We start from the raw sequence: 23,816 nt of genomic DNA, 5'->3' as shown, positions 1-23,816 counted from the left end.
CACCATGCGCAACATGCGTACCCTGATCGGCGCGGCGGTGGCCCTGACCCTGTCCGCCGGCAGCGCCCTGGCCGCGGTTTCCGCACAGGATGCGGCCAAGCTGCAATCGTCCCTGACCCCGCTGGGCGCGGAGAAGGCCGGCAACGCCGCCGGCACCATCCCGGCCTGGACCGGTGGCATCACCCAGGCGCCGGCCGGCTACAAGCCGGGTCAGCACCACATCGATCCGTTCGCCTCGGACAAGCCGCTGTACACCATCACCAAGGCCAACCTGGATAAGTACAAGGCCAACCTGACCCCGGGCACCCTGGCGCTGTTCAACACCTATCCGGAGACCTTCCAGATGCCGGTGTACCCGAGCCGCCGCAGCGGTTCGGCGCCGCAGTGGGTGTACGACAACACCTTCAAGAACGCCACCAGCGCCAAGCTGGTCGAGGGCGGCAACGGCTTCGTCGATGCCTTCGGTGGCATCCCGTTCCCGATCCCGCAGAGCGGCGTGGAAGCGGTGTGGAACCACATCGCCCGCTACCGTGGCACCTACGTCGTACGCCGTGCCTCGGAAGTGGCGCTGCAGCGCAACGGCGACTATTCGCTGGTGACCTCTCAGCAGGAGGCGCTGTTCAAGTACTACATCCAGGGCAAGAGCTTCACTGACCTGAACAACCTGCTGTTCTATTACCTGTCCTTCACCAAGAGCCCGGCGCGCCTGGCCGGTGGCGCCGCACTGGTGCACGAGACCCTGGACCAGGTCAAGGAGCCGCGCCAGGCGTGGGGCTACAACGCTGGCCAGCGCCGCGTGCGCCGTGCGCCGAACCTGGCCTACGACACCCCGATCGCCGCTGCCGATGGCCTGCGCACCGCCGACGACACCGACATGTTCAACGGCTCGCCCGATCGCTACGACTGGAAGCTGGTGGGCAAGAAGGAAATGTACATCCCGTACAACAACTACAAGGTTTCCAGCCCGGACGTTAAGTACAAGGATCTGCTGACTCCCAGCCACCTCAATCCGAAGTACACCCGTTATGAGCTGCACCGTGTGTGGGTCGTCGAGGGCACCCTGAAGCCGGGCGCGCGCCACATCTATTCCAAGCGCGTGCTGTTCCTCGACGAGGACAGCTGGGGCGCCGCAGAGGTCGACCAGTACGACGGCCGTGGCGAGCTGTGGCGTGTGTCGCTGGCGTACCTGAAGAACTACTACGAGCTGCCCACCACCTGGACTGCTTTGGATACCTTCCACGACCTTCAGGCCCGTCGCTACCACGTGCAGAACCTGGACAACGAAGAGCCGAGCACCATCGACTTCAGCCAGGCCGTACCGGACGACTCCTATTTCAGCCCGTCCGCGTTGCGTCGCCGCGGTACCCGCTGAGTTCGTCCCATGCGTGAAAAGGCCCGCCTCCTGGCGGGCTTTTTCTTGCCGGCTTCCGACCGGCGGCGTACCGAAAGTGTTACCTCTCGCCCCGTTGCAAGCCGCCTGGGGCGTGCCTTACAGCGTTGGTGGCCACCTGCAATCATCCTTTTGGGTGAGGCCGCGGCTGCTTAACAAAAGATAACGTGCCGTTAATTGTCAGCCCCGGAAAAGGCTGGCTATATAGCGACCACACTCGATACCGCCTGCAATAAGAACAAAGAGGTAAAGGCATATGCGTGAGCCCCAGTGGCGCACTACGAGCGAGCAGTCCGTGTCGGAGACTCCGCGCTCCTTCCCGATGTCGCGCAAATCGATCTCCCTGCTCGGCGCACTTTCCCTGCTGATGCTGTCCGTTGCTCCCTTGAGCGCCATTGCGGCAACCGAAGCGGCCAGCGACTCCAGCTCCATTCCTTCGGCCAAGGCCACCAGCAGCCTGCTGCTGGGTGTCGCCCAGGCTGGCCAGCGCCTGGTGGCGGTGGGGGATCACGGGCATATCCTTTACTCCGACGACGCCGGCAAGAGCTGGACCCAGGCCAAGGTGCCGACCCGCCAGCTGCTGACCGCGGTGTTCTTCCTCAATGACAAGAAGGGCTGGGCGGTCGGCCACGACGCGCAGATCCTCGCCACCACCGATGGCGGTACCACCTGGACCCGCCAGTTCGAAGACCTCAAGCGCGAAGCGCCGCTGCTGGACATCTGGTTCCAGGACGACAACCACGGCATGGCCGTGGGCGCCTACGGCGCGCTGCTGGAAACCACCGACGGTGGCCAGCACTGGGAAGACGCCAGCGACCGTATGGAAAACGAAGACCAGTACCACCTCAACTCCATCGCGGCGGTGAAGGATTCCGGCCTGCTGGTGGTCGGTGAGGCCGGCAGCATCTTCCGTTCCAAGGACTGGGGCCAGACCTGGGAAAAACTCGAAGGCCCATACGAAGGCTCGCTGTTCGGCGTGGTCGGTACCCGCCAGGCCGGCACCGCGCTGGTCTACGGCCTGCGTGGCCACCTGTTCCGCACCACTGACTTCGGCGCCAGCTGGAAGCAGGTCAACCTGCCCACCGCCAACGGTGGCGAACTGGAGTTCGGCCTCTCCGAAGGCAGCCTGTTGAATGACGGCACCATCGTCATCGTCGGCCATGGCGGCAGCGTGCTCGAAAGCAAGGACGACGGCGCGAGCTTCAGCGTCGTCAACCGTCCGGACCGCCTGTCCCTCGCGGGTGTGAGCGCGGCCGGCAACGGCAACCTGGTGCTGGTCGGCCAGGGCGGCATCCACTTGGCTTCGGCGACCGGCGCCGAGCTGACAGAACAACAATAAGCCGGGGAGTCGCAATGAACGCTATCAGCAAGCATCAACAGGACAAGGCGACTTTCCTGGAACGCATCATCTTCACCCACCGGCCGTTCGTGATCATCGCCTGCCTGCTGGTGACCATCTTCCTCGGTTACCAGGCGACCCAGGTGCGTCCGTCCACCAGCTTCGAGAAGATGATCCCGCTGCAGCACCCGTTCATCCAGAACATGCTGGAGCACCGCAACGACCTGGCCAACCTCGGCAACACCGTGCGCATCTCGGTGGAAGCGGTGAACGGCGACATCTTCACCAAGGAGTACATGGAGACGCTGCAGAAGATCCATGACGAGGTCTTCTACATTCCCGGCGTCGACCGCTCCGGCATGAAGTCGCTGTGGAGCCCCAGCGTGCGCTGGACCGAGGTGACCGAGGAGGGCTTCGCCGGCGGCGAAGTGATTCCGCAGACCTACGACGGCTCGCCCAAGGCGCTGGAACTGCTGCGCAACAACGTGCTGAAGTCCGGCCAGATCGGCCGCCTGGTGGCGAACAACTTCAAGTCGAGCATCGTCGACGTGCCGCTGCTGGAGGTCTACCCGGACCCGAAGGACCAGGGCAGGCTAATGAAGCTGGACTACCGCCAGTTCTCCCATGAGCTGGAAGAGAAGATCCGCGACAAGTACCAGCTGCAGAACCCTAACGTGAAGGTGCACATCACCGGCTTCGCCAAGAAGGTCGGCGACCTGATCGACGGCCTGCTGCTGGTGGTGGGTTTCTTCGGCATCTGCTTCGTGATCACCCTGGTGCTGCTGCTGTGGTTCACCAAGTGCGTGCGCTCGACCATCGCCGTGCTCTCCACCACCCTGGTGGCGGTGATCTGGCAGCTCGGCCTGCTGCACACCATCGGCTTCGGGCTGGACCCGTACTCGATGTTGGTGCCGTTCCTGATCTTCGCCATCGGCATTTCCCACGGCGTGCAGAAGATCAACGGTATCGCCCTGCAGTCCAGCGATGCGGAAACCCCGCTGCTGGCCGCCCGCCGTACCTTCCGCCAGCTGTTCCTGCCGGGCATGATCGCGATCCTCGCGGACGCCGTCGGCTTCATCACCCTGCTGGTGATCGATATCGGCGTGATCCGTGAGCTGGCCATCGGCGCCTCCGTCGGCGTGGCGGTGATCGTATTCACCAACCTGATCCTGCTGCCGGTCGCCATCTCCTACATTGGCATCAGCAAGAAGGCGGTGCAGCGCAGCAAGGAAGACGCGGTACGTGACCATCCCTTCTGGCGCGCGCTGTCCAACTTCGCCAGCCCGAAAGTGGCGCCCATCTCCGTGGTCATCGCCCTGGTGATGTTCGCCGGCGGCATGTGGGAAGGCCATCACCTGAAGATCGGCGACCTCGACCAGGGCGCACCGGAACTTCGTCCGGACTCGCGCTACAACCTGGACAACGACTTCATCATCCGCAACTACTCGACCAGCTCCGACGTACTGGTGGTGATGGTGGAATCCGCCTCCGAAGGCTGCTCCACCCACAAGACCATGGCCGCCATCGACGAACTCGCCTGGCGCCTGGAAAACACCGAGGGCGTGCAATCGGCCATCTCCCTGGTCACCGTCTCCAAGCAGATGATCAAGGGCATGAACGAAGGCAACCTGAAGTGGGAGTCGCTGTCGCGCAACCAGGACGTGCTGAACAACTCCATCAGCCGCGCCGAAGGTCTGTTCAACAGCAACTGCTCGCTGGCGCCCCTGCTGGTGTTCCTCAACGACCACAAGGCCGAGACCCTCGACCGCGCGGTCGGCGTGGTCCAGGAGTTCGCCAAGGCCAACAACCAGGATGACCTGAAGTTCAAGCTCGCCGCCGGTAACGCCGGTATCGAGGCGGCCACCAACGAGGTGATCAAGCAGTCCGAACTGACCATCCTGATCCTCGTGTACATCTGCGTGGCGGCGATGTGCCTGATCACCTTCCGCTCCTTCGCCGCGACCCTGTGCATCGTGTTGCCGCTGATCCTCACCTCGGTGCTGGGCAACGCGCTGATGGCCATGCTCGGCATCGGCGTGAAGGTGGCGACCCTGCCGGTGATCGCACTGGGCGTGGGCATCGGCGTGGACTACGGCATCTACATCTACACCCGCCTGGAGTCCTTCCTGCGCCAGGGCCTGTCCCTGCAGGAGGCCTACTACGAGACCCTGAAGTCCACCGGCAAGGCGGTACTGTTCACCGGTCTGTGCCTGGCCATCGGCGTCGCCACCTGGATCTTCTCTGCGATCAAGTTCCAGGCCGACATGGGCCTGATGCTGACCTTCATGCTCCTCTGGAACATGTTTGGCGCCCTCTGGCTGCTGCCGGCGCTGGCGCGCTTCCTGATCAATCCGGAGAAGGTGCGTCAGAAGAAGGCTTCGATCCTGGTTCACTGATCGACGCCCAAGCAAAAAACGCGGCCTTAGGGCCGCGTTTTTTATTGCGCCGGATCAGGTTCGGAGCCGCCGGGGATCTATCGCGGACGGAGTCCGCTCCTACGGATGCATGAGATCGCGTAGGAGCGGACTTCGTCCGCGATTGTCTTCGTTCCGCCGGGTTCCCCTGTAGGAGCGGGATCACGGAAGAATGGCGAACACCCGTGCCGGGAAGCCCGTGCCCCGGGCGATCTTCGGGAAGCTCACCACCGCCAGCGCGCCGGCTTCCGGCACCTGGTCGAGGTTGGCGAGCAGCTCAATCTGATAGTGGTTGGTGCCCAGGATGTACGACTCCAGCGAGTAGTCGTCCTTGCTGGTGGCGATGCCCGGATCGGTGTCGGTGGTCTCGTGGCCGGACGCGGTGATCTTGCGTGTCTCGTAGAGATACACCAGTGCCTCCTTGCTCCACCCCGGATAGTGCGCCACGCCCTTGCCGTCCTGGTTCTGCATCTTCGCCTGGTCCGGCCAACGCTTGGACCAGTCGGTGCGCAGCGCCGCGAAGGCGCCTTCGGGGACCGGGCCGTGCTTGGCTTCCCAGGCCTTCACATCGGCCAGGGTCAGAACGTAGTCGGGGTTCTTCGCCACTTGCTGGTAGATGTCGAACACCACCAGCGGCAGGAACTGTTCCTTCACTTCCAACTGGTCGACGCTGCGCAGGCCCTTGTGGAAATGCACGGGCGGATCGACGTGGGTGCCCCACTGGCCGACGTGGCTGTACAGCTCCACCTGGAAACCGTCCTTGTCCACGGTGTAGAGCGTCTTGCGGCCCATGGACTCGAAGCCTTTCCAGTGTGGTATGTCGTCGTCGAAGGCGTGGGTCAGGTCGACCCATTGGTGCTGCCTGAGGCTGGTGTAGGTATCCCACAGGCCGGGTTGGGCAGCCTGGACCTGTTGCTGGATGAGCAGGGGCAGCAGGGCGGTGGCGAAGAGCAGGGCGGGCAAACGTTGCATGGCGTCTGATTCCTTGACGGGGATGGGATGGCGCGCCTTATCTTTCTCCAGCGCCAACCCCATCTTCCAATTCCGAATTCTGCTTTTCTTATTCCGAAACCAGTTCAGGAGCATCCATGTCCTTGCAGCTCATCGAATACGCCGACGCCAGCCCCGAAGTCCGCGCCGTCTACGACGACATCATGGCGACCCGCAAGATCGACTGGGTGAACAACTTCTGGATGGCCCTGGCCAATCATCCGCAGACCCTCAAGCGCACCTGGGAAAGTCTCAAGGAGGTGATGGGGCCGGGGCAGCTCGATCCGCTGGTAAAGGAGCTGATCTACGTTGCCGTGAGCGTCACCAACAACTGCAACTACTGCATCGGCTCCCACGGAGCGGCAGCGCGCAAGGCGGGGATGGACGATGCCATGCTCGGTGAGTTGCTGGCGGTGGTGGCCATGGCCAACGAGACCAACCGCCTCGCCATCGGCTACCAGGTGCCGCTGGACGATGTGTTCAAGGGCGCGGTGATGGAGGCCAATGGTGGATAGAGAAGGCTGTCTTTTGTAGGAGAGCGCCAAGCGTGCGATTGCGGGTATGGCCCGATCCTACAGCGGCACCGCGACGCTGTGAACTGAACGTTCAGCGAGCCGGCACCGACAAGCGCAGGATCGCCTTCACCGGCGTTCCGTCGCTCCAGCGTCCCATGGACAGCTGAGCCGCACCGCCGCCCAACGCATAGTCGCGGTCCTGGCCGTAGAAGGCGGCATCGCACAGTGCGTCGAACAGTTTCCATGTGCCGTACCAGTCCAGTGCATCGGTGGCCAGCGCATTATGGGCGGATGGCTGGCCCTGCTTGAGGCGTTGGCGCACCCGTTCCTGTACGCGGCCGAGCAGCCAGCTGGACGAGTCACTGGGTGGATAGCGCGGGTCGAAGCGCGGCGCGGTCGGTGCGGCGTGGTTTGCCAGCAGGGGCGGGCTGCCGTGGTGGTCGCTGCGCAACAGCAGCAGGTCCTTGTCCCGCGCGGCGACCTGGGTGCTTTCCTGGTAGATACGACGTGCGTCATCGCAGCCGACACGCTCGTCCTCGTCACCGCAGACGGCCAGCAGCAAGGTGCCGGCGGGGAGATTCAGCAGCGGCTCCAACGGCACCTGGCGCCAGCGCGGGCCGCTGCTCTTGCCCGGTTCCACGGCCATCAGCGCGCGCGGCTGCGGCACGCCCAGGCGTTGCCAGGAGGCGGCAAGCCCGCTGGCGATCAGGCCGCCGGCGGAGTGGCCGACGTACGCCACGTGCTCCAGCTCTGGCTTCACCCCGAGCTTGCCCGCCTGGAGGTCACCGATGGCACGGCGCACCGACTCGGCGGCACTGGGCAGGAAGTCCGCGGCCGGGGTCTTCAGGCTGGTCTGGTAGCGCGGATAGATGAGGATCGCGCCGCGCCGGACGATGTGCTCGATCCAGGTCCGGTAGAGGTCCGGCTGCATGACGCTCCAGCCGTGGGTGAACACCACCAGCGGCGCGCTTTCCGGCTGCGGGCGGGATGGAGTGAAGACCCAGTATTCATTGCCGTCGACGTTGAAGTGCCACTGCTGCACGTCGGCATGGCTGTAGCTCGAGCCGCCCGGCCCCTGCAGCGGCTGCGTGGGCGGCAGGGCCAGCTCGGCGTGCAGGATGCGGGGCAGCAGACCGACGATCAGCGCCGGAAGGAGTTTCGGATAGCAAACGCGGGGCATTGCTGCGCCTCTTGGCGGGGCTCGCCAGCAAGCATAGCCCCGCCACGGCGTCAGCGTGGGTAGAGCGGCGGCAGGCTGCCCGGTTCGGTGGCGGGTGCCGCTTCCGGATCGGCGCCCGGCAGGCTGCGCACGGCGCGCCAGAGGTCCTCGCCCTGCCAGTTGCGACCGCCTTCGCTGTCGCTGTAGAGCGCGCCGTTGAGGCTGTCCAGGGCATCGGACAGCGGCACGAAGCGCGCCGCCATGTCGGCAAGGGTCTCCGGTTGCTGGCGCGCCCAGGCGTCCAGCGCCTGGCGGGTGGCGTGCGAGTCGTTGGCCTGGCAGGCGCGGCGCAGTTCGTCGAGCAGGGTCCGGGCGCTGGGGCCGGCGACTGCGGCGCGAATCACGGCGGGCAGTCGGCGCGCACGCCACCACAGGCCGAAGCCCAGCAATGTGGTGAAGGCGAGAATGGCGCAGGCCAGCTGCCAGGGCCACAGCCGGGCCTGGGGTTGCAGCAGGGCGTCGGTGGATGGTGCGGTGGGCGTTTCGGCCGCGCCGTCCAGTTGCGGGTTGGCCGCGACCTCCAGGGTGCGCGCCGGCAGGCTGGTGCGCTCGACGCGATTGTCCCGGGTGTTCCACCAGACGACTTCGATGGGGGGCAACTGCACCTGACCGGCATGGTCGGCGATCAGCGCCTCGCGTTCCTCGCGGCTGCCGATCACACCCTGCTCGGTGCTCTGGTTGGCCAGGTGCGGCTGGTCGGGGTAGTGGCGCAGGCCTCCCTGCACCGTCTGCGGTAGCGGCGGCAGCTGGGCGCTGGAAAGCCCTTCCACGCGCAGCATGATGTTGCGGGTCAGCGCTTCGCCGGCGCGGGCCTGTTCCGGCTGCGGGCTCCAGGTCTCGTTGAGGCTCAGCGAGCGGGCCGGCAGCCAGGGGGCGTCCTTGGGATAGTCGGCGGGCTTGGGTTTGATCTGCAGTGCAATGTTCGGCGAGACCACCCGGATCTGCTTGCCGGACGGCGGGCCGAAGGGGCTCTCGTCGGGACTGCGCTGCTGGGCGGCCTGGGTGGCGTTGAAGGTCTGGCCGGGGATTTCCAGGGGACCGCTCTTCTGCGGGAAGATCGCGTAGCGAACTTCGATGACCCCGTGGCGCACGCCGTTGATTTCCTTCTCGTAGGTACGCGCTTCGCCCAGCGGCTCGACACGAGCATCGGTGATCTGCAGCGGCGTGAGGCTGCTGTCGTCGTACAGCGATACCGAATGGTAGATACGCAGCGTAAGAATCACCTGCGCCTGCACGTAGCTTTCTTGCTGGTCGACACTGGCTTCGATGAATACCGGGGCGAGTGCCTGGCTGCCGGCGTTTTCCGATGCCTTGAGTACCTGCAGGCTGATGGAGTCGGTTGCGTTGCCGCCCAGGTGCAGAGGCGGGATCACCGCGGTGCCTTCGCTGCGCGGTTGCAGGGTGACGATCCAGCGGGTGGTGGCCTGGGTCTTGCCGTTCAGGGTCGTGAGGCGGTTGACCTGGCGGGTGCCCAGCACCAGGAAGTGCTCGTCCAGGGGCTTCAGGTCCGGCTTGCCGAACAGGGTCGGGTCGTCGGACTCCAGCGTCAGGTCGATGCTCTCGCCTTCGTTGAGGCGCGTGCGGTCGACGCTGGCGGTGAAACTGGCCTCGGCTCGGACGGCGGCGAGGCAGAGCAGGGTCAGGCAGATCAGCCTTTTCATTGCGTGGGTTCCTGGCGCTGCTGCTGTTGCTGATACCAGAACTTGCGTCGCAGCAGTTCGGATGGATCGTCGGGAATCTGGCGCAACCATTGTTCCAGGGCCTGGCGGCGCTCGTCACTCAGTGGACCGGTCGGCGTCGGGTTGGTTTCGCTTTCCTCGCCCTGCGCCAGTTGTTGCGCATTGCTCTGGCTGGCGGCCGGCTTGTCGGCGTCGCGTTGTTCCGGCGTCTGGGTCGATGGAGTGGGGTGCGAGTCCTGTTCCTCGGACTGCTCTTGCCTGGGTTTGGAGTCTTTGTGCTGCGCCTGTTGTGCCTCGCTGGTCTCACCGTGGGACGGATTCTGCTGCGGCGAGGATTGGCTTATTTCGTCGCTGGAGGCTTTCTGCCGCTGACGCAGCAGGTCTTCCAGCAGTGCCTTGTTGCGTTGCGCTACGGCCAGTTCCGGATCGCGTTCCAGGGCCTGGTCGTAGGCGTCGATCGCAGCTTCCAGCTCGTTCTGCCGGGCCAGGGCGTTGCCTCGGTTGTAATGGTCGGCGGCGCTGTCGCCCTGTGCGAAGGCATGCGCGGCGTCGACGTAGTCGCCTGCTTCGTAGAGTGCCTGGCCGCGCCAGCGGAAGTCCTCGAAGCGCTCGGCGGCTTCGGCCGGCCGCTGGGCGTCGAGTAGTCGCACGCCCTGCTGGTCGGGGCGCAGCCAGAGGTCGGCGAACTCGAAGGCGTTGGCCGTCTGCGGCGGCGACCACAGCAGTGGCAGCAGCAATGGCAGGCTGAACAGCCAGCCCCGGCGGCCGGCGCAGGCGGCGAGCAGCAGCAGTGGCAGCAGCAGCCAGTAGCCCTGATCGGCCCAGCGCTGCAGGCGCAGGAGGGCGTCCTCCTCGCTGATCTGCAAGCCCTGGGTGTTGTTCAACAGGCCCAGGGCGCTCAGGTCGCCGTTGCCCTGGCGAAGGCGCTGGAAGTGCCCGTCGAGGTCGGTGGTGAACTGGCGCAGGGAGTTTTCATCCAGCCGGGGCACCAGGATGTTGCCCTGTTCATCCTTGAGGAAGGTGCCGTCCTCCTGGGCGATCGGCGCACCGCCGGCGGTGCCGGTGGCGAGCAGCAGCAGGTCCTTGCCCTTGCCTTTGAGCGCCTTGCGTATGCCCTGGCGTTCCTGGGCATCCAGGGCGCCGGTGATCAACAGGATGTGGCCGTTGCCCGTGGCACCGTGGTTCAGCAGCTGGCGCGCCAGTTCGACGGCGAGGTCGGCGCGCCGGCCCGGCGCCGGCATGATCGAGGGTTTGAGCACGTCCAGCAGGTTGCGCGCGGTGTCCAGGTCGTTGGACAGGGGGACAAGGGTGTGCGCACTGCCGGCGTAGACAACGATGGCGGTCTGCGCATCGCTGCGTGCCTGCAGCAGGTCGAGCACCTTGCGCCGGGCCTGTTCCAGGCGGCTGGGCGGCAGGTCGGTGGCGAGCATTTCGGGCGTCAGTTCGAGGACCACGACCAGTGGGTCGCTGCGCTCCATCGCCGGCTGTTCCAGGTACTGCCAGCTCGGGCCGAGCAGCGCGAGCACGGCCAGCAGCCAGGCCAGGCCGAGGAATATCCAGGGGCGCCGTTCGTATCGACCGCTGCCGCCGGAGAGCATCCAGGGGTGGAAGGCGGCCGGCAGCAGCAATTGCCAGCGACCGGCGCGGCGCTGGCGGTGCCAGAGCTTCCACAGCAGCCAGCCGAGCAGCGGCAGCAGGAGCAGCGACCAGGGGCGCAGCAGGTGGGGCCAGAGCGCGCTCATGGCTGTCGCTCCCGGCGCAGTCGCGCCAGCCAGGCCGGGCGTGCCGGCCAGCGCCAGTCCTCCGGCGGCCAGAGCTCACGGACCACCAGCGTCACGCTGATCAGCAGCGCCAGCAGCAGCGGCCAGCAGTAAAGGGCGAGGGCGGGGCGTGCCTGGGTGGGTTTCTGCTCCACCGGCTCCAGGGCATCGAGGCTGTCGGAGATGCGTTTCAGCTCCTCGCCGTTGCGGGCGCGGAAGTACTCGCCGCCGGTGATCTGGGCGATGGACTTGAGCGCCGGCTCGTCCAGGTCCTGGCCCGGATTCAGGCCGAACAGGCCTTTCACGCCGCCCTGCTGGGGATCGGCGCCGATGCCGATGGTGTAGACCTTCACCTGCTCCTGGGCAGCGAGACGGGCGGCGGTCTGCGGATCGATCTCGCCGGCGGTGTTGGCGCCGTCGGTGATCATGACCAGCACGCGGCTCTGTGCCGGACGCTGGCGCAGGCGCTTGACCGCAAGGCCAATGGCGTCGCCCAGCGCGGTGTCCTTGCCGGCGATGCCGATCATTGCTTCGTCGAGCCAGATGCGTACGGTGCTGCGGTCGAAGGTCAGCGGAGCCTGGAGGTAGGCGCGGGTGCCGAAGAGGATCAGGCCGACGCGATCGCCGCGACGGGCTTCGATGAAGTCGCCAAAGAGCTTCTTCACCGCCTCGATGCGGCTGATCTCGCCGTCTTCCCAGTGCATGTCAGGGGTGTCCATGGAGCCTGAGACATCCACGGCGAGCAGCAGGTCGCGGCCGGTGGAGGGAATCGGCAGCGGCTCGCCGACCCACTGCGGGCGTGCCGCCGCCATCAAGAGGCAGAGCCAGAGCAGGGCGAAGGGCGCCTGTTGGCGCCAGGCCGGCAGACGGGCGCGGGCGCGGCGGCCGGCGAGGCCTTCGAGTTCCTGGAGGAAGCTGACCTTGAGCGCGGCCTCGCCACTGTCTGCCGGCGGCAGGATCAGGCGCATCACCCAGGGCAGGGGCGCGAGCAGGAAGACCCAGGGCCAGGCGAACTCAAACATGCTTGCGCACCCAGATTTCCACGGCGGCGGTGAGGCCGTTGATGGCCTTGTCGTCGAGCTGGCATTCGGAGCGGTAGCCGCCCTCCACCAGGATCATCCAGCGGGTCAGGCCGGCGGCGGGGCAGCGGTTGTCGAGGAAGGCCAGCCAGGCGCGGCCGCTCAGCGTATGGCTGTGGCTGTCGGGCCAGCGTGCACGCGAGACGCGCTTGAGCAAGCCGTTGATGGCCTGCAGCCAGGGGCCGGCGGGGGCGCGGTCGTAAGGGCGCGGGAGCCGGGCGAGCTCTTCCAGCGCCGCCTGGCGCAAGGGATCGAGCGGGGCCTCGGCGACCTCCTTCGGCTTGCGTCGTGGCTGCCAGTGCTTGCGTGTCAGCCAGAGCAGCCACAGTGCTATCGGAATCAATGCGGCCACCACCCACCAGCCGGGGGCGGGCGGCCACCAGGCGATCGGCGCGGGGGCGATCAGCGGCTCCAGCTGGTCAATCGGGTTCATGGCGCGTACCCCGGCTGATGTTGCTCCAGCAGGTTGCGCAACTGCTCGACCAGTTCTTCCTGGGTGGACAGCGGCAGCAGTGGCACTCCCAGGCGTTGGGCCAGTCGCGTCCAGCGCTCGCGACGGGCCTGCCCCAGGGCACGATAGGCCAGGCGCTGTTCGTCGATGTGGGTGTCCAGTTCCAGCTGCGCCTGTCCTTCCGCGAAACGGAGCAGCCCGGCTGCCGGCAGCGCGTGATCGAGCGGGTCGGACACGGGCAGCAGCACCAGGTCGGTATGACGCGCCAGCAGTGCCAGTTGCTGCTCGGCCAGGTCGCCCAGTGCGCGCTCGTCGCACACCACCAGGATCAGGCTGCCGGGGCGCAGGACTTCGCGGGCGCGGCGCAGGGCCATGCTGAAACCGTCGCCGCTTTGGCTGACGCCTGCGCTGGTGAGCAGTCCGTGGTTGGCGCGCACGACCAGGTTGAGCAGCTGCAGCAGGCTCTGCTTGCTGCGCCGTGGCTTGATCTCGTGGCATTCGCTGTCGGTGAAGACCAGCCCGCCGATGCGGTCGTTGTGGGCCAGCGCGGACCAGCCGATGAACGCGGCGGCGCGGGCGGCGAGCACCGACTTGAGGCACAGGCCGGAGCCGAAGAACAGCCGCGTGCTCTGTTCGACGAGGACGAACACCGGGCGCTCGCGCTCTTCATGGAACAGCTTGGTGTGCGGTTCCTGGGTGCGCGCGGTGACGCGCCAGTCGATGGTGCGTACGTCGTCGCCGGCCTGGTAGACGCGTACCTGGTCGAAGTCCACGCCGCGTCCGCGCAGGCGCGAATGGTGCAGGCCGATCAACGGGCTGCGCCGCGACGGCGTGGAGAACAGCTGGACTTCGCGCAGGCGGTGACGAATCTCGATCAGCTCGCCGAGCGAGACGGCCACGCCGGGCGCCAGGACGTTGTGCATGTCAGGCGACGGCGACCACGTCGAGGATGCGCTGGACCACGCGGTCCTGGTCGATCCCGGCGGCTTCGGCCTCGAACGACAGGATCAGGCGGTGGCGCAGCACATCGAACAACATCGCCTGGATGTCTTCTGGGCTGACGAAGTCGCGGCCGGCCAGCCAGGCGTGGGCGCGCGCGCAACGGTCGAGGGCGATGGAGCCACGCGGGCTCGCACCGTAGGACAGCCATTCGGCCAGCTCTGTGTCGTACTTGGCCGGGTTGCGGGTGGCCATGATCAGTTGCACCAGGTACTCCTCCACCGCGTCGGCCATGTACAGGCCGAGGATTTCCTGGCGGGCGGCGAAGATCGACTCCTGGGTCACCTGGCGCTCGGGTTTGGTCTCGCCGTGCAGCGCTTCGCCGCGAGCCTGCTGGAGGATGCGACGCTCCACGGAGGCCTCGGGGTAGCCGATCTTCACGTGCATCAGGAAGCGGTCGAGCTGGGCCTCGGGCAGCGGGTAGGTGCCTTCCTGCTCGATGGGGTTCTGCGTCGCCATCACCAGGAACAGCGGCGGTAGGTCGTAGGTGGTGCGACCCACGCTGACCTGGCGCTCGGCCATGGCTTCGAGCAGAGCCGATTGCACCTTGGCCGGGGCACGGTTGATTTCGTCGGCCAGCACCAGGTGGTGGAAGATCGGCCCCTGCTGGAACACGAAGGTGCCGTTCTCCGGGCGGTAGATCTCGGTGCCGGTGATGTCCGCCGGGAGCAGGTCGGGGGTGAACTGGATGCGGTGGAACTCGGCTTCCAGGCCTTCGGCCAGGTCCTTGATCGCCTTGGTCTTGGCCAGGCCCGGCGCGCCTTCCACCAGCAGGTGGCCGTCGGCGATCAGGGCAATGAGCAGACGCTCGATGAGCTTTTCCTGGCCGAGGATCTGGCTGGAGAGGTACTGGCGCAGCGCAAGCAGCGACTCACGATGTTCCATCGCGTGGGATTCCTGGACGAGGGTGGGGCTGTCGGGGCCCATACTTTACTGCATCGGCAGTTCCGCGTGGAGCGCCGAGGTTCTCACCTGGGGCTGCGCGGCCTGCGACCCCGGGTCGCCGGGCAGGGGCGTCAGGCAGCGCAGCGCGCTGTTGGGGTTGCGGACCCGGCGCATGTCGCGGGCTCCGCCGTGGATGACGGCGAAACGATAGACCCATGCGACCAGCCGCGGCATACCGGCTTCCAGCAACATTCGGTGAAACAGTTCATCCGCCTCGGCCTTGGTCACCGGGGCGACATTCAGGAACTGGTACAGCGCGTCGTGCACCAGGCTCGCGTGGTGGGCCACCGGCCAGAACATCAGGCGTTGCGTCTGCTGGCCGTGATGCAGGTACTGCACCGGTTCCAGGTGGTCCCACCAGTCGGGCGTGCCGAGGGTGGCGACCCAGTAGAAGGGCACCTTGGGCGAACAGCCGTCCCAGGCATAGGTGCGCTGGCAGCAGAGGTCGTAGCTTACGGTGCTGGCTTCCAGGTCCACCCTGGCCGGGCCGGGGTTGATGATGATGCGACCGTCGTGCACCACCAGCCACTCGCTATAGAAGAAGCGGCCCTGGAAGGCGGCGTCCTCGCGCACCAACGGAAAATCGATGTAGTTGATCCATGGCCCGCTGCGGTCGCGGCTGCAGAATCCCCACTCCTCGATCGAGCGCTGGCGGGCTGCGGCGACCCGGCGCAAGCGTTCGCGACGACCGATGCAGCGCGGCAGCAGTACACCGAGGTAGACCGGCACAGCGCCCAGCAACAGCGGACGGATCGCGATCGGCAGGAACAGCCAGGCCAGGGCGACCAGCGTGATGCCGAGCAGGGTGACCAGCAGATTGTCCAAGTGTCGGAGCAATGGGCGGTGCAGGGGAGGGCGGCGTTGCATGGCATCCATTCCAGGCGGGAAGTCCATGATAGCGCTTTGATATTTCCTGCGTCAGTTTCGGATCGGCCGTACAAGTATTTCGGTAATTGCCGAATGGGCACGCCGGGGGCCGTCCGGAGCAAGCCGTTGAACGAATATGTCGCAGCCCCGTAAGCGGACGGTAGCCCACTCCCGATAAGCTCGGCGAACCGGTGACCGTCCGGTCGGGATGGTCAGTCGAGGGTCACACTGCCCGATTACATCTGTGATCCGCCCCAAGACGCACAAGCGAACTACGCTCAATCCAATAATTCGAGCCCAGCGGAGTAACACCATGGCGTTCTTCACCGCAGCCAGCAAAGCCGACTTCCAGCAACAACTGCAGACGGCCCTGGCGCAGCACGTCGACGACAAGGGCATGCCACAAGTGGCCCTGTTCGCCGAACAGTTCTTCGGTTTCATCTCCCTCGACGAATTGACCCAGCGCAGGCTGTCCGACCTGGTCGGCTGCACCCTGTCGTCCTGGCGCATGCTGGAGCGGTTCGATCCCGCCCAGCCCGAGGTGCAGGTGTACAACCCCGATTACGAGAAGCACGGCTGGCAATCCACCCACACCGCCGTGCAGGTGCTGCATCCGGACCAGCCGTTCCTGGTCGATTCGGTGCGCATGGAACTGAACCGCCGCGGCTACAGCATCCACACCCTGCAGACCAACGTGCTCAGCGTGCGTCGCAACGGCAAGGGCGAGCTGCTGGAAATCCTGCCCAAGGGCACCCACGGCAAGGACGTGCATCAGGAATCGCTGATGTACCTGGAGATCGACCGCGCCTCCCATATCGGCGAGCTGCGCACGCTGGAGAAGAGCCTGCTCGAGGTGCTGGGTGAGGTTCGCCTGGCGGTGGCCGACTTCCCGGACATGCGCGCCAAGGCCGAAGACCTGCTGGCCTGGCTGGGCAAATCCAAGTCCAAGGTCCGCGCGGAAGAGACCGCCGAAGTGCGCGCCTTCCTCCAATGGCTGCTGGACAATCACTTCACCTTCCTCGGCTACGAGGAATTCACCGTCGCCGACGAGACCGACGGCGGGCGCATGGTCTACGACGAGAAGTCCTTCCTCGGCGTGACCAAGCTGCTGCGTACCGGCCTCAGCCAGCAGGAACTGCACATCGAAGACTACGCGGTGGCCTACCTGCGTGAGCCGCTGCTGCTGTCCTTCGCCAAGGCCTCGCACCCCAGCCGCGTGCATCGCCCGGCCTACCCGGATTACGTGTCGATCCGCGAAATCGATGCCAAGGGCAAGGTGCTGCGCGAGTTCCGCTTCATGGGGCTGTTCACCTCCTCGGTCTACAACGACAGCGTGACCCAGATCCCGTCGATCCGTGGCAAGGTGCTCGAAGTCGAGCGCCGCTCCGGCTTCGACGCCAACGCGCACCTGGGCAAGGAACTGGCGCAGGTGCTGGAAGTGCTGCCGCGCGACGACCTGTTCCAGACCTCGGTGGATGAGCTGTTCGCCACCGCCATGTCCATCGTGCAGATCCAGGAACGCAACAAGATCCGCCTGTTCCTGCGCAAGGACCCCTACGGCCGCTTCGCCTACTGCCTGGCGTACGTGCCGCGCGACATCTATTCCACCGAGACGCGCATCAAGATCGAGCAGGTCCTGCGTGAGCGCCTGAAGGCCAGCGACTGCGAGTTCTGGACCTTCTTCTCCGAGTCCACCCTGGCGCGCGTGCAGTTCATCCTGCGCGTCGATCCGAAGAACCGCATCGACGTTGATGCCGCGCAGCTTGAACAGGAAGCGATCCAGGCCTGCCGCTCCTGGCAGGACGACTACGCCGCGCTGGTGCTGGAGAACTTTGGCGAAGGCCAGGGCAACAACCTGCTGGAAGACTTCCCCAAGGGCTTCCCGGCCGGTTATCGCGAGCGCTTCGCCCCGCACTTCGCGGTGGTCGATCTGCAGCACCTGTCCAGCCTGTCGGACAAGCGTCCGCTGGTGATGAGCTTCTACCAGCCGCTGGCCCAGGGTGAGCAGCAGCTGCATTGCAAGCTGTACCACGCCGATTCGCCGCTGGCGCTGTCGGATGTCCTGCCGATCCTGGAGAACCTCGGCCTGCGCGTGCTCGGTGAGTTCCCCTACCGCCTGCGCCACACCAATGGCCGCGAGTACTGGATCCACGACTTCGCCTTCACCTACGCCGAAGGCCTGGACGTCAACATCCAGGAGCTCAACGAGACCCTGCAGGACGCCTTCGTCCACATCGTCAATGGCGATGCCGAGAACGACGCCTTCAACCGCCTGGTGCTGACCGCCGGCCTGCCGTGGCGCGACGTCGCGCTGCTGCGTGCCTACGCGCGCTACCTCAAGCAGATCCGCCTGGGCTTCGACCTGGGCTACATCGCCAGCGCGCTGAACGCCCACGTGGACATCGCGCGCGAACTGGTGCGCCTGTTCAAGACCCGCTTCTACCTGGCGCGCAAGCTCACCGTCGAGGACCTGACCGACAAGCAGCAGAAGCTGGAGCAGGCGATCCTCACGGCGCTGGACGATGTCCAGGTGCTCAACGAAGACCGCATCCTGCGGCGCTACCTCGACCTGATCAAGGCAACCCTGCGCACCAACTTCTACCAGCCGGACGCGGCCGGGCAGAACAAGAGCTACTTCAGCTTCAAGTTCAACCCGAAAGCCATTCCGGAAATCCCGCGCCCGACGCCCAAGTTCGAAATCTTCGTTTACTGCCCGCGCGTGGAAGGCGTACACCTGCGCTTCGGCGACGTGGCCCGCGGCGGCCTGCGCTGGTCCGACCGCGAGGAAGACTTCCGCACCGAGGTGCTGGGCCTGGTGAAGGCGCAGCAGGTGAAGAACGCGGTGATCGTGCCCACGGGCGCCAAGGGCGGCTTCATCCCGCGTCGCCTGCCGGTCGGCGGCACTCGCGATGAAATCCAGGCCGAGGCCATCGCCTGCTACCGCATCTTCATCTCCGGTCTGCTGGACATCACCGACAACCTCAAGGAAGGCCAGGTCGTGCCGCCGGCCAACGTGGTGCGCCACGATCCGGACGATCCCTACCTGGTAGTGGCGGCCGACAAGGGCACCGCGACCTTCTCCGACATCGCCAACGGCATCTCTGCCGACTACAACTTCTGGCTCGGCGACGCCTTCGCCTCCGGCGGCTCCGCCGGCTACGACCACAAGGGCATGGGCATCACTGCACGTGGCGGCTGGGTTTCGGTGCAACGCCACTTCCGCGAGCGCGGCATCGATGTGCAGAAGGACAATGTCACCGTCATCGGCATCGGTGACATGGCCGGCGACGTGTTCGGCAACGGCCTGCTGATGTCGGACAAGCTGCAGATGGTCGCGGCCTTCAACCACATGCACATCTTCCTCGACCCGAATCCGGACCCGGCGGCGAGCTTCGCCGAGCGCCAGCGCATGTTCAACCTGCCGCGCTCCAGCTGGGCCGACTATGACGCCTCGCTGATCTCCGCCGGCGGTGGCATCTTCTTGCGCAGCGCCAAGAGCATCACCCTGACGCCGGAAGTGCGTGCGCGCTTCGACATCGACGCCGAGCGCCTGACGCCCACCGAACTGATCAACGCGCTACTCAAGGCGCCGGTCGACCTGCTGTGGAACGGCGGCATCGGCACCTACGTGAAGTCGAGCAAGGAAACCCACGCCGACGTTGGCGACAAGGCCAACGACGGCCTGCGCGTGGATGGCCGCGAGCTGCGGGTGAAGGTGGTGGGTGAGGGTGGCAACCTCGGCATGACCCAGCTGGCGCGGGTCGAGTTCGGCCTGAACGGCGGCGCATGCAACACCGACTTCATCGACAACGCCGGTGGTGTGGACTGCTCCGACCACGAGGTGAACATCAAGATCCTGCTCAACGAGGTGGTGACCGCCGGTGACATGACCAGCAAGCAGCGCAACAAGCTGCTGGCGGAAATGACCGAGCAGGTCTCCGGCCTGGTGCTGGGCAACAACTACAAGCAGACCCAGGCGCTGTCCCTGGCCGAACGCCGTGCCCGCGAGCGCATCGCCGAGTACCGTCGGCTGATGACCGACCTGGAAGGTCGCGGCAAGCTGGATCGCGCACTCGAGTTCCTGCCCACCGACGACGCGCTGGCCGAGCGTATCGCCGCCGGGCAAGGACTGACTCGCGCCGAGCTGTCCGTGCTGATCTCCTACAGCAAGATCGATCTGAAGGAACAGCTGCTGGGCTCGCTGGTGCCGGACGACGACTACCTGACCCGCGACATGGAGACGGCCTTCCCGCAGACCCTGGTCGATACCTTCGGCCCGGCCATGCGCAAGCACCGTCTGAAGCGCGAGATCGTCAGCACGCAGATCGCCAACGACCTGATCAACCACATGGGCATCACCTTCGTGCAGCGCCTGAAGGAGTCCACCGGCATGACGCCGGCGAACGTGGCGGGTGCGTATGTGATCGTGCGCGATGTCTTCCACCTGCCGCACTGGTTCCGCCAGATCGAGGCGCTGGACTACCAGGTGCCGGCGGAAGTGCAGCTGACCCTGATGGACGAGCTGATGCGCCTGGGCCGCCGCGCCACCCGCTGGTTCCTGCGCAGCCGCCGCAACGAGCAGGACGCGGCGCGCGACGTGGCGCACTTCGGTCCGCGTATCGCCGCCCTCGGCCTGAAGCTCAACGAACTGCTCGAGGGCCCGACCCGCGAGCTGTGGCAGGCGCGCTACCAGGGCTACGTCGATGCCGGCGTGCCGGAACTGCTGGCACGCATGGTTGCCGGTACCAGCCACCTTTACACCCTGCTGCCGATCATCGAGGCGGCGGACGTCACCGGCCGCGATCCGGCCGACGTGGCGCGCGCCTACTTCGCCCTGGGTAGCGAACTGGAACTGACCTGGTACCTGCAGCAGATCAGCTCCCTGCCGGTGGAGAACAACTGGCAGGCGCTGGCTCGCGAAGCCTTCCGCGACGACCTGGACTGGCAGCAGCGGGCGATCACCGTGTCGGTACTGCAGATGAACGACGGACCGGCGGAAATCGACCAGCGTGTGGTCCTCTGGCTGGCCCAGCACGCCCCCATGGTTGAGCGCTGGCGCGCCATGCTCGTCGACCTGCGGGCGTCCAGCGGTACCGACTATGCGATGTACGCCGTTGCCAATCGGGAGCTGCTCGATCTCGCGCAAAGCAACCAGCATGGCGCGTGCATTCCTTGATGCGCACGTGTCGTTGAAGTTTTGATGCTCCAGCCCCGCCTAGTGCGGGGCTTTTTTTCGGGTGCCGGATTTGTAGGCGCGGGCAGGAAGTGCCTGGACGGAATGAGGCAGCACCGTAGGGCGTACAAGCGTTCGCGGTTGTGCGCCGTTACACCAGACGTATGTCGACTGCTCCAGGGTCAAGTCTGGAGCGCCTTGGGACTAAGGCCAAACGGCGTATATCGTCGAACGCTATATGCCCTACGGCGAACTCGTCGCGCTCACGCTTGCAGCTCGCGCTCGAACTCGGCGGCCCCTGGCGTGCTGACCGCCAATCGCAACAACCGGTACTGCCATTTCTGATGCGCCCGCCACATCAATCCGCCCGCTTCACCCTGTTCGATGCAGCCCTGCTTGACCACATCCCAGGTGCGGTACAGGTACCGCAACAATTCCGTCAGCTCCTTCTCCGGCCACTGGCAACCATGCTTTCTCAGCAGCACACGCATGTTGTCGAGCTGGAAGGCCTCATGCTCCGCCTCCAGGTCGTACAGCTCCGGGATCACATCCATGGCCTGCCAGAGCGCACCGTAGCCGGAGAACTCCTGCTCGATTTCATCGATCATTTCACCCAGCGCGTCCCAGGTTTCGATCAGGCCCAACTCACCCTCGAAAATCGTCTTCTCCCGACTGCGAATGGCGTCCAGCCATTGCTGGCCCAGTCGGTAGACGATCGCCTCCTTGTTCGGGAAGAAGCGGTAGAGCGAGCTGATGTCGATGCCGGAGCGTTCGGCAATGGCATTGGTGTTCAGCAGGGTCATGCCGCCTTCCTTGAGTAATTCCAGCGTCGCCTGCTCGATCTTCCTGATGATCTCCAGGGTGCGCTGCTGGCGCGGCTCGCGGCGCATCTTCAGGTCGTGCGGAATCATCCAGTGCCCAGCCTCATCGTTGCTTGCTGCGCATTTCACATTGAGCTGCCCGGCAGAGTCAAACCGGAACAATTGACGCCTCGGAGTATCGCTGGTAGAAGTGAAAATTACAGTAAATACTGTAATTTTAATCGGAGAATTTATGCGGCTCAAACCAAAACAACACCTGACGCTGTCCTCCCTCGTTCTGCTCTCCGGGCTTGCCGGCTGCAGCCAGACGCCGGCGCCGGAGATCGACACCGGTAACAACACGGTGTACCTGAACGGTCAGATCTATACCCAGGACGCCCAGCGCCGGAAGGTCGAAGCCATCGCCGTGTCGAACGACAAGTTCGTCTATGCCGGTGACCGCGAAGGCGCGGAAGGCTTCATCAGCCAGGGCTATCGCGTGGTGGACCTGGGCGGCAAGATGGTTCTGCCGGGCCTGCACGACAACCACATCCATGTCATGGGTGTCGTGCCCCTGGATGTCTGCGACCTCAAGGGCCAGAGCGTGAACCTCGATCAACTGGCCAGCAAAGTGAAGGAATGCCTGCCGCGCTACGCCAGTGAGCCCGGCGCCTGGTTGAAGATCGAGCAGTGGGTGCCCTATGAGAACAACGAGCCCACGAGCAACTACAAGACCATCCGCCAGGCACTGGATGCCGTTGCGGACGGACATCCGATCCTTCTCTCCGGCGTGGATGGCCACGCCAGCGCCTACAACTCCAAAGCCCTGAGCATGGCCCAGGACGATAGCGGCAAGACCGTTGGTTTCAACGCCAAGACTCTGGGCAAGGGCGGCGTGTTCGCCGATCTGGCGCCCTACGTCAGCCTGGACAGCGGGGTCGTCCGCGATGCGGCCAAGGAGAAGATTCCGGTCGGCAGCTTCGACATGTTCGCCCAGGAGGTGGGCGATCCGCGTGGCGAAGCCATTTACGGCGCGATCCTGCCGAAAGTCGCACAGGTCATGGCGCAAAGCGGCATCACCAGCATCCAGGATGCCTGTGCCAATGACTTTATCCGCGAGCAATTGGTGAAGATGCAGCAGCAGAACCTGCTGAACATGCACGTCACTGCCGCCACCTGTTTCATCTCCGATGACTACAAGGGCAAGGTGGATATCGCCGGGCACCTGAAGAAGGCTCGTGAAGTTCGCGCCGAGTTCGCCGGCAATCCGCTGATCAAGGCCGATGCGGTGAAGATCTTTGCCGACGGTGTGCTCGAAGGCGATCCCTTCAGCAAGCCGCCATTCTCACCCAACGCCGGCATGCTCCACCATTACCAGAAGCCCCACCTCAAGCAGGATGAAGAGACCGGTGTCGTCACCGTCACCCAGGACAGCGAGGAGACGAAGAACAACGGCATCGTCAATTACAAGGAAGAGGACTTCAAGAATTACGCCACCGCACTGGATGCCGATGGCTTCAGTATCCATGTCCACAGCGTCGGCGACCGCGCCACCCGGGTGACGATCGATGCACTGGAAGCGGCCCGCCAGCGCAACGGTGATCGCCATATCCCGCACACCATCGCCCACCTGCAAATGGTCCACCCGGACGACCAGAAGCGTCTCGGCGAATTGGGCACCTACCTCACCTACACCTATGCCTGGATCAACGAGCAACCCGAGTACGATGTGCTGATTACGCCATTCCTCGAGCCCAGCAAGAAAGGCCAGGACATCAACGACCTGCTCTACAACCCGAAGAATTACACCTGGAACGCCGTTTATCCTGTCGGCAATACCGCCAAGGCGGGCGCGGTGCTGGTGGCGGGTAGCGATGCGCCGGTGGACACTCGCGATCCGCGGCCGTTCGTGAACATCGCGGCGGGCATCACTCGTGCCATCCCCGGCAAGCCGGCCTACAACCCCGAGCAGAGCGCTACGCTGGAGCAGATGCTGGACGCCTACACCATCAACGGCGCTCGCGCTGTGCGACAGGAAAAACTCATGGGTTCGATCGAGCCGGGCAAGTCCGCCGACTTCATCGTCCTGGATCGCAACCTGTTCGATCTGGTTCAGCAGGGTACCCCTGAGAAGATCGCTGAAACCCAGGTGCAGCAGACGGTGTTCCGTGGCAAAACGGTCTATGGCCAATAGGC

At 65.3% G+C, this 23,816-nt stretch carries 16 protein-coding genes; 6 read left to right on the top strand and 10 right to left on the bottom strand.

Annotation, left to right across the window (positions count from 1 at the left end; translation table 11 throughout):
• Nucleotides 1–4: 4 nt before the first annotated feature.
• The 3 genes from GA645_RS19605 to GA645_RS19595 all read left to right on the top strand — a co-directional run bounded on the left by GA645_RS19605 (nt 5) and on the right by GA645_RS19595 (nt 5,125).
• Nucleotides 5–1,372, top strand: coding sequence for a DUF1329 domain-containing protein (locus GA645_RS19605; RefSeq protein ID WP_152224639.1), 1,368 nt, complete (start codon nt 5–7; stop codon nt 1,370–1,372).
• Nucleotides 1,373–1,646: 274 nt separating this feature from the next.
• Nucleotides 1,647–2,729 (top strand): YCF48-related protein, encoded by a 1,083-nt coding sequence (locus GA645_RS19600; RefSeq protein WP_152224638.1) that lies wholly within the window; start codon nt 1,647–1,649, stop codon nt 2,727–2,729.
• A gap of 14 nt (nt 2,730–2,743) precedes the next feature.
• A complete protein-coding gene (locus GA645_RS19595; protein ID WP_152224637.1) occupies nt 2,744–5,125 on the top strand; it encodes an RND family transporter in 2,382 nt (793 codons plus the stop codon).
• A 180-nt stretch (nt 5,126–5,305) separates the two neighbouring features.
• On the opposite strand, the gene GA645_RS19590 is transcribed toward GA645_RS19595, so the two are convergent.
• Nucleotides 5,306–6,115: a cyclase family protein gene (locus GA645_RS19590; protein WP_152224636.1), complete on the bottom strand. Its 810-nt coding sequence runs from the start codon at nt 6,113–6,115 to the stop codon at nt 5,306–5,308.
• A 116-nt stretch (nt 6,116–6,231) separates the two neighbouring features.
• On the opposite strand from GA645_RS19590, the gene GA645_RS19585 reads away from it, so the two are divergent.
• A complete protein-coding gene (locus GA645_RS19585; protein ID WP_152224635.1) occupies nt 6,232–6,648 on the top strand; it encodes a carboxymuconolactone decarboxylase family protein in 417 nt (138 codons plus the stop codon).
• A gap of 91 nt (nt 6,649–6,739) precedes the next feature.
• Here GA645_RS19585 and GA645_RS19580 read toward each other — a convergent pair whose 3' ends face one another.
• The 8 genes from GA645_RS19580 to GA645_RS19545 are packed head-to-tail and all read right to left on the bottom strand — an operon-like array spanning nt 6,740 to nt 15,647.
• A complete protein-coding gene (locus GA645_RS19580) occupies nt 6,740–7,828 on the bottom strand; it encodes an alpha/beta hydrolase (RefSeq protein ID WP_152224634.1) in 1,089 nt (362 codons plus the stop codon).
• Nucleotides 7,829–7,878: 50 nt separating this feature from the next.
• Nucleotides 7,879–9,528, bottom strand: coding sequence for a BatD family protein (locus GA645_RS19575; protein ID WP_152224633.1), 1,650 nt, complete (start codon nt 9,526–9,528; stop codon nt 7,879–7,881).
• Nucleotides 9,525–11,288, bottom strand: coding sequence for a VWA domain-containing protein (locus GA645_RS19570; RefSeq protein ID WP_152224632.1), 1,764 nt, complete (start codon nt 11,286–11,288; stop codon nt 9,525–9,527). Before GA645_RS19570 ends, GA645_RS19575 begins: the two co-directional genes overlap by 4 nt.
• The gene (locus GA645_RS19565) at nt 11,285–12,328 is read right to left on the bottom strand and encodes a VWA domain-containing protein (RefSeq protein WP_152224631.1); all 1,044 of its coding nucleotides are present in this window, start codon (nt 12,326–12,328) and stop codon (nt 11,285–11,287) included. Before GA645_RS19565 ends, GA645_RS19570 begins: the two co-directional genes overlap by 4 nt.
• Complete coding sequence (locus tag GA645_RS19560; RefSeq protein ID WP_152224630.1) at nt 12,321–12,818, bottom strand: DUF4381 domain-containing protein; 498 nt, start codon at nt 12,816–12,818, stop codon at nt 12,321–12,323. The genes GA645_RS19565 and GA645_RS19560 overlap by 8 nt, the downstream gene beginning before the upstream one ends.
• Nucleotides 12,815–13,759 (bottom strand): DUF58 domain-containing protein, encoded by a 945-nt coding sequence (locus GA645_RS19555; protein ID WP_152224629.1) that lies wholly within the window; start codon nt 13,757–13,759, stop codon nt 12,815–12,817. Before GA645_RS19555 ends, GA645_RS19560 begins: the two co-directional genes overlap by 4 nt.
• Nucleotide 13,760: 1 nt before the next feature.
• Complete coding sequence (locus tag GA645_RS19550) at nt 13,761–14,720, bottom strand: MoxR family ATPase (RefSeq protein WP_152224628.1); 960 nt, start codon at nt 14,718–14,720, stop codon at nt 13,761–13,763.
• A 45-nt stretch (nt 14,721–14,765) separates the two neighbouring features.
• A complete protein-coding gene (locus tag GA645_RS19545; protein ID WP_152224627.1) occupies nt 14,766–15,647 on the bottom strand; it encodes a DUF1353 domain-containing protein in 882 nt (293 codons plus the stop codon).
• A gap of 313 nt (nt 15,648–15,960) precedes the next feature.
• On the opposite strand from GA645_RS19545, the gene GA645_RS19540 reads away from it, so the two are divergent.
• Nucleotides 15,961–20,823, top strand: coding sequence for an NAD-glutamate dehydrogenase (locus GA645_RS19540; RefSeq protein ID WP_152224626.1), 4,863 nt, complete (start codon nt 15,961–15,963; stop codon nt 20,821–20,823).
• Nucleotides 20,824–21,083: 260 nt separating this feature from the next.
• On the opposite strand, the gene GA645_RS19535 is transcribed toward GA645_RS19540, so the two are convergent.
• Nucleotides 21,084–21,731 (bottom strand): TetR/AcrR family transcriptional regulator, encoded by a 648-nt coding sequence (locus tag GA645_RS19535; protein WP_152224625.1) that lies wholly within the window; start codon nt 21,729–21,731, stop codon nt 21,084–21,086.
• A gap of 142 nt (nt 21,732–21,873) precedes the next feature.
• Here GA645_RS19535 and GA645_RS19530 point away from each other — a divergent pair, with 142 nt between their 5' ends.
• Nucleotides 21,874–23,814 (top strand): amidohydrolase, encoded by a 1,941-nt coding sequence (locus tag GA645_RS19530; protein WP_152224624.1) that lies wholly within the window; start codon nt 21,874–21,876, stop codon nt 23,812–23,814.
• The last annotated feature ends 2 nt before the right edge of the window (nt 23,815–23,816 follow it).

It is taken from the genome of Pseudomonas sp. SCB32 (assembly GCF_009189165.1).
In the GTDB taxonomy this organism is placed as follows: Bacteria; Pseudomonadota; Gammaproteobacteria; order Pseudomonadales; family Pseudomonadaceae; genus Pseudomonas.
This window is presented reverse-complemented; position numbering and strand designations above follow the sequence as displayed.

Bases quoted from the DNA above. Each gene is read 5' to 3' on its own strand.
- GA645_RS19605 (WP_152224639.1), top strand. From the start codon at position 5: ATGCGCAACATGCGTACCCTGATCGGCGCGGCGGTGGCCCTGACCCTG.
- GA645_RS19600 (WP_152224638.1), top strand. From the start codon at position 1,647: ATGCGTGAGCCCCAGTGGCGCACTACGAGCGAGCAGTCCGTGTCGGAG.
- GA645_RS19595 (WP_152224637.1), top strand. From the start codon at position 2,744: ATGAACGCTATCAGCAAGCATCAACAGGACAAGGCGACTTTCCTGGAA.
- GA645_RS19590 (WP_152224636.1), bottom strand. From the start codon at position 6,115: ATGCAACGTTTGCCCGCCCTGCTCTTCGCCACCGCCCTGCTGCCCCTG.
- GA645_RS19585 (WP_152224635.1), top strand. From the start codon at position 6,232: ATGTCCTTGCAGCTCATCGAATACGCCGACGCCAGCCCCGAAGTCCGC.
- GA645_RS19580 (WP_152224634.1), bottom strand. From the start codon at position 7,828: ATGCCCCGCGTTTGCTATCCGAAACTCCTTCCGGCGCTGATCGTCGGT.
- GA645_RS19575 (WP_152224633.1), bottom strand. From the start codon at position 9,528: ATGAAAAGGCTGATCTGCCTGACCCTGCTCTGCCTCGCCGCCGTCCGA.
- GA645_RS19570 (WP_152224632.1), bottom strand. From the start codon at position 11,288: ATGAGCGCGCTCTGGCCCCACCTGCTGCGCCCCTGGTCGCTGCTCCTG.
- GA645_RS19565 (WP_152224631.1), bottom strand. From the start codon at position 12,328: ATGTTTGAGTTCGCCTGGCCCTGGGTCTTCCTGCTCGCGCCCCTGCCC.
- GA645_RS19560 (WP_152224630.1), bottom strand. From the start codon at position 12,818: ATGAACCCGATTGACCAGCTGGAGCCGCTGATCGCCCCCGCGCCGATC.
- GA645_RS19555 (WP_152224629.1), bottom strand. From the start codon at position 13,759: ATGCACAACGTCCTGGCGCCCGGCGTGGCCGTCTCGCTCGGCGAGCTG.
- GA645_RS19550 (WP_152224628.1), bottom strand. From the start codon at position 14,720: ATGGAACATCGTGAGTCGCTGCTTGCGCTGCGCCAGTACCTCTCCAGC.
- GA645_RS19545 (WP_152224627.1), bottom strand. From the start codon at position 15,647: ATGCAACGCCGCCCTCCCCTGCACCGCCCATTGCTCCGACACTTGGAC.
- GA645_RS19540 (WP_152224626.1), top strand. From the start codon at position 15,961: ATGGCGTTCTTCACCGCAGCCAGCAAAGCCGACTTCCAGCAACAACTG.
- GA645_RS19535 (WP_152224625.1), bottom strand. From the start codon at position 21,731: ATGATTCCGCACGACCTGAAGATGCGCCGCGAGCCGCGCCAGCAGCGC.
- GA645_RS19530 (WP_152224624.1), top strand. From the start codon at position 21,874: ATGCGGCTCAAACCAAAACAACACCTGACGCTGTCCTCCCTCGTTCTG.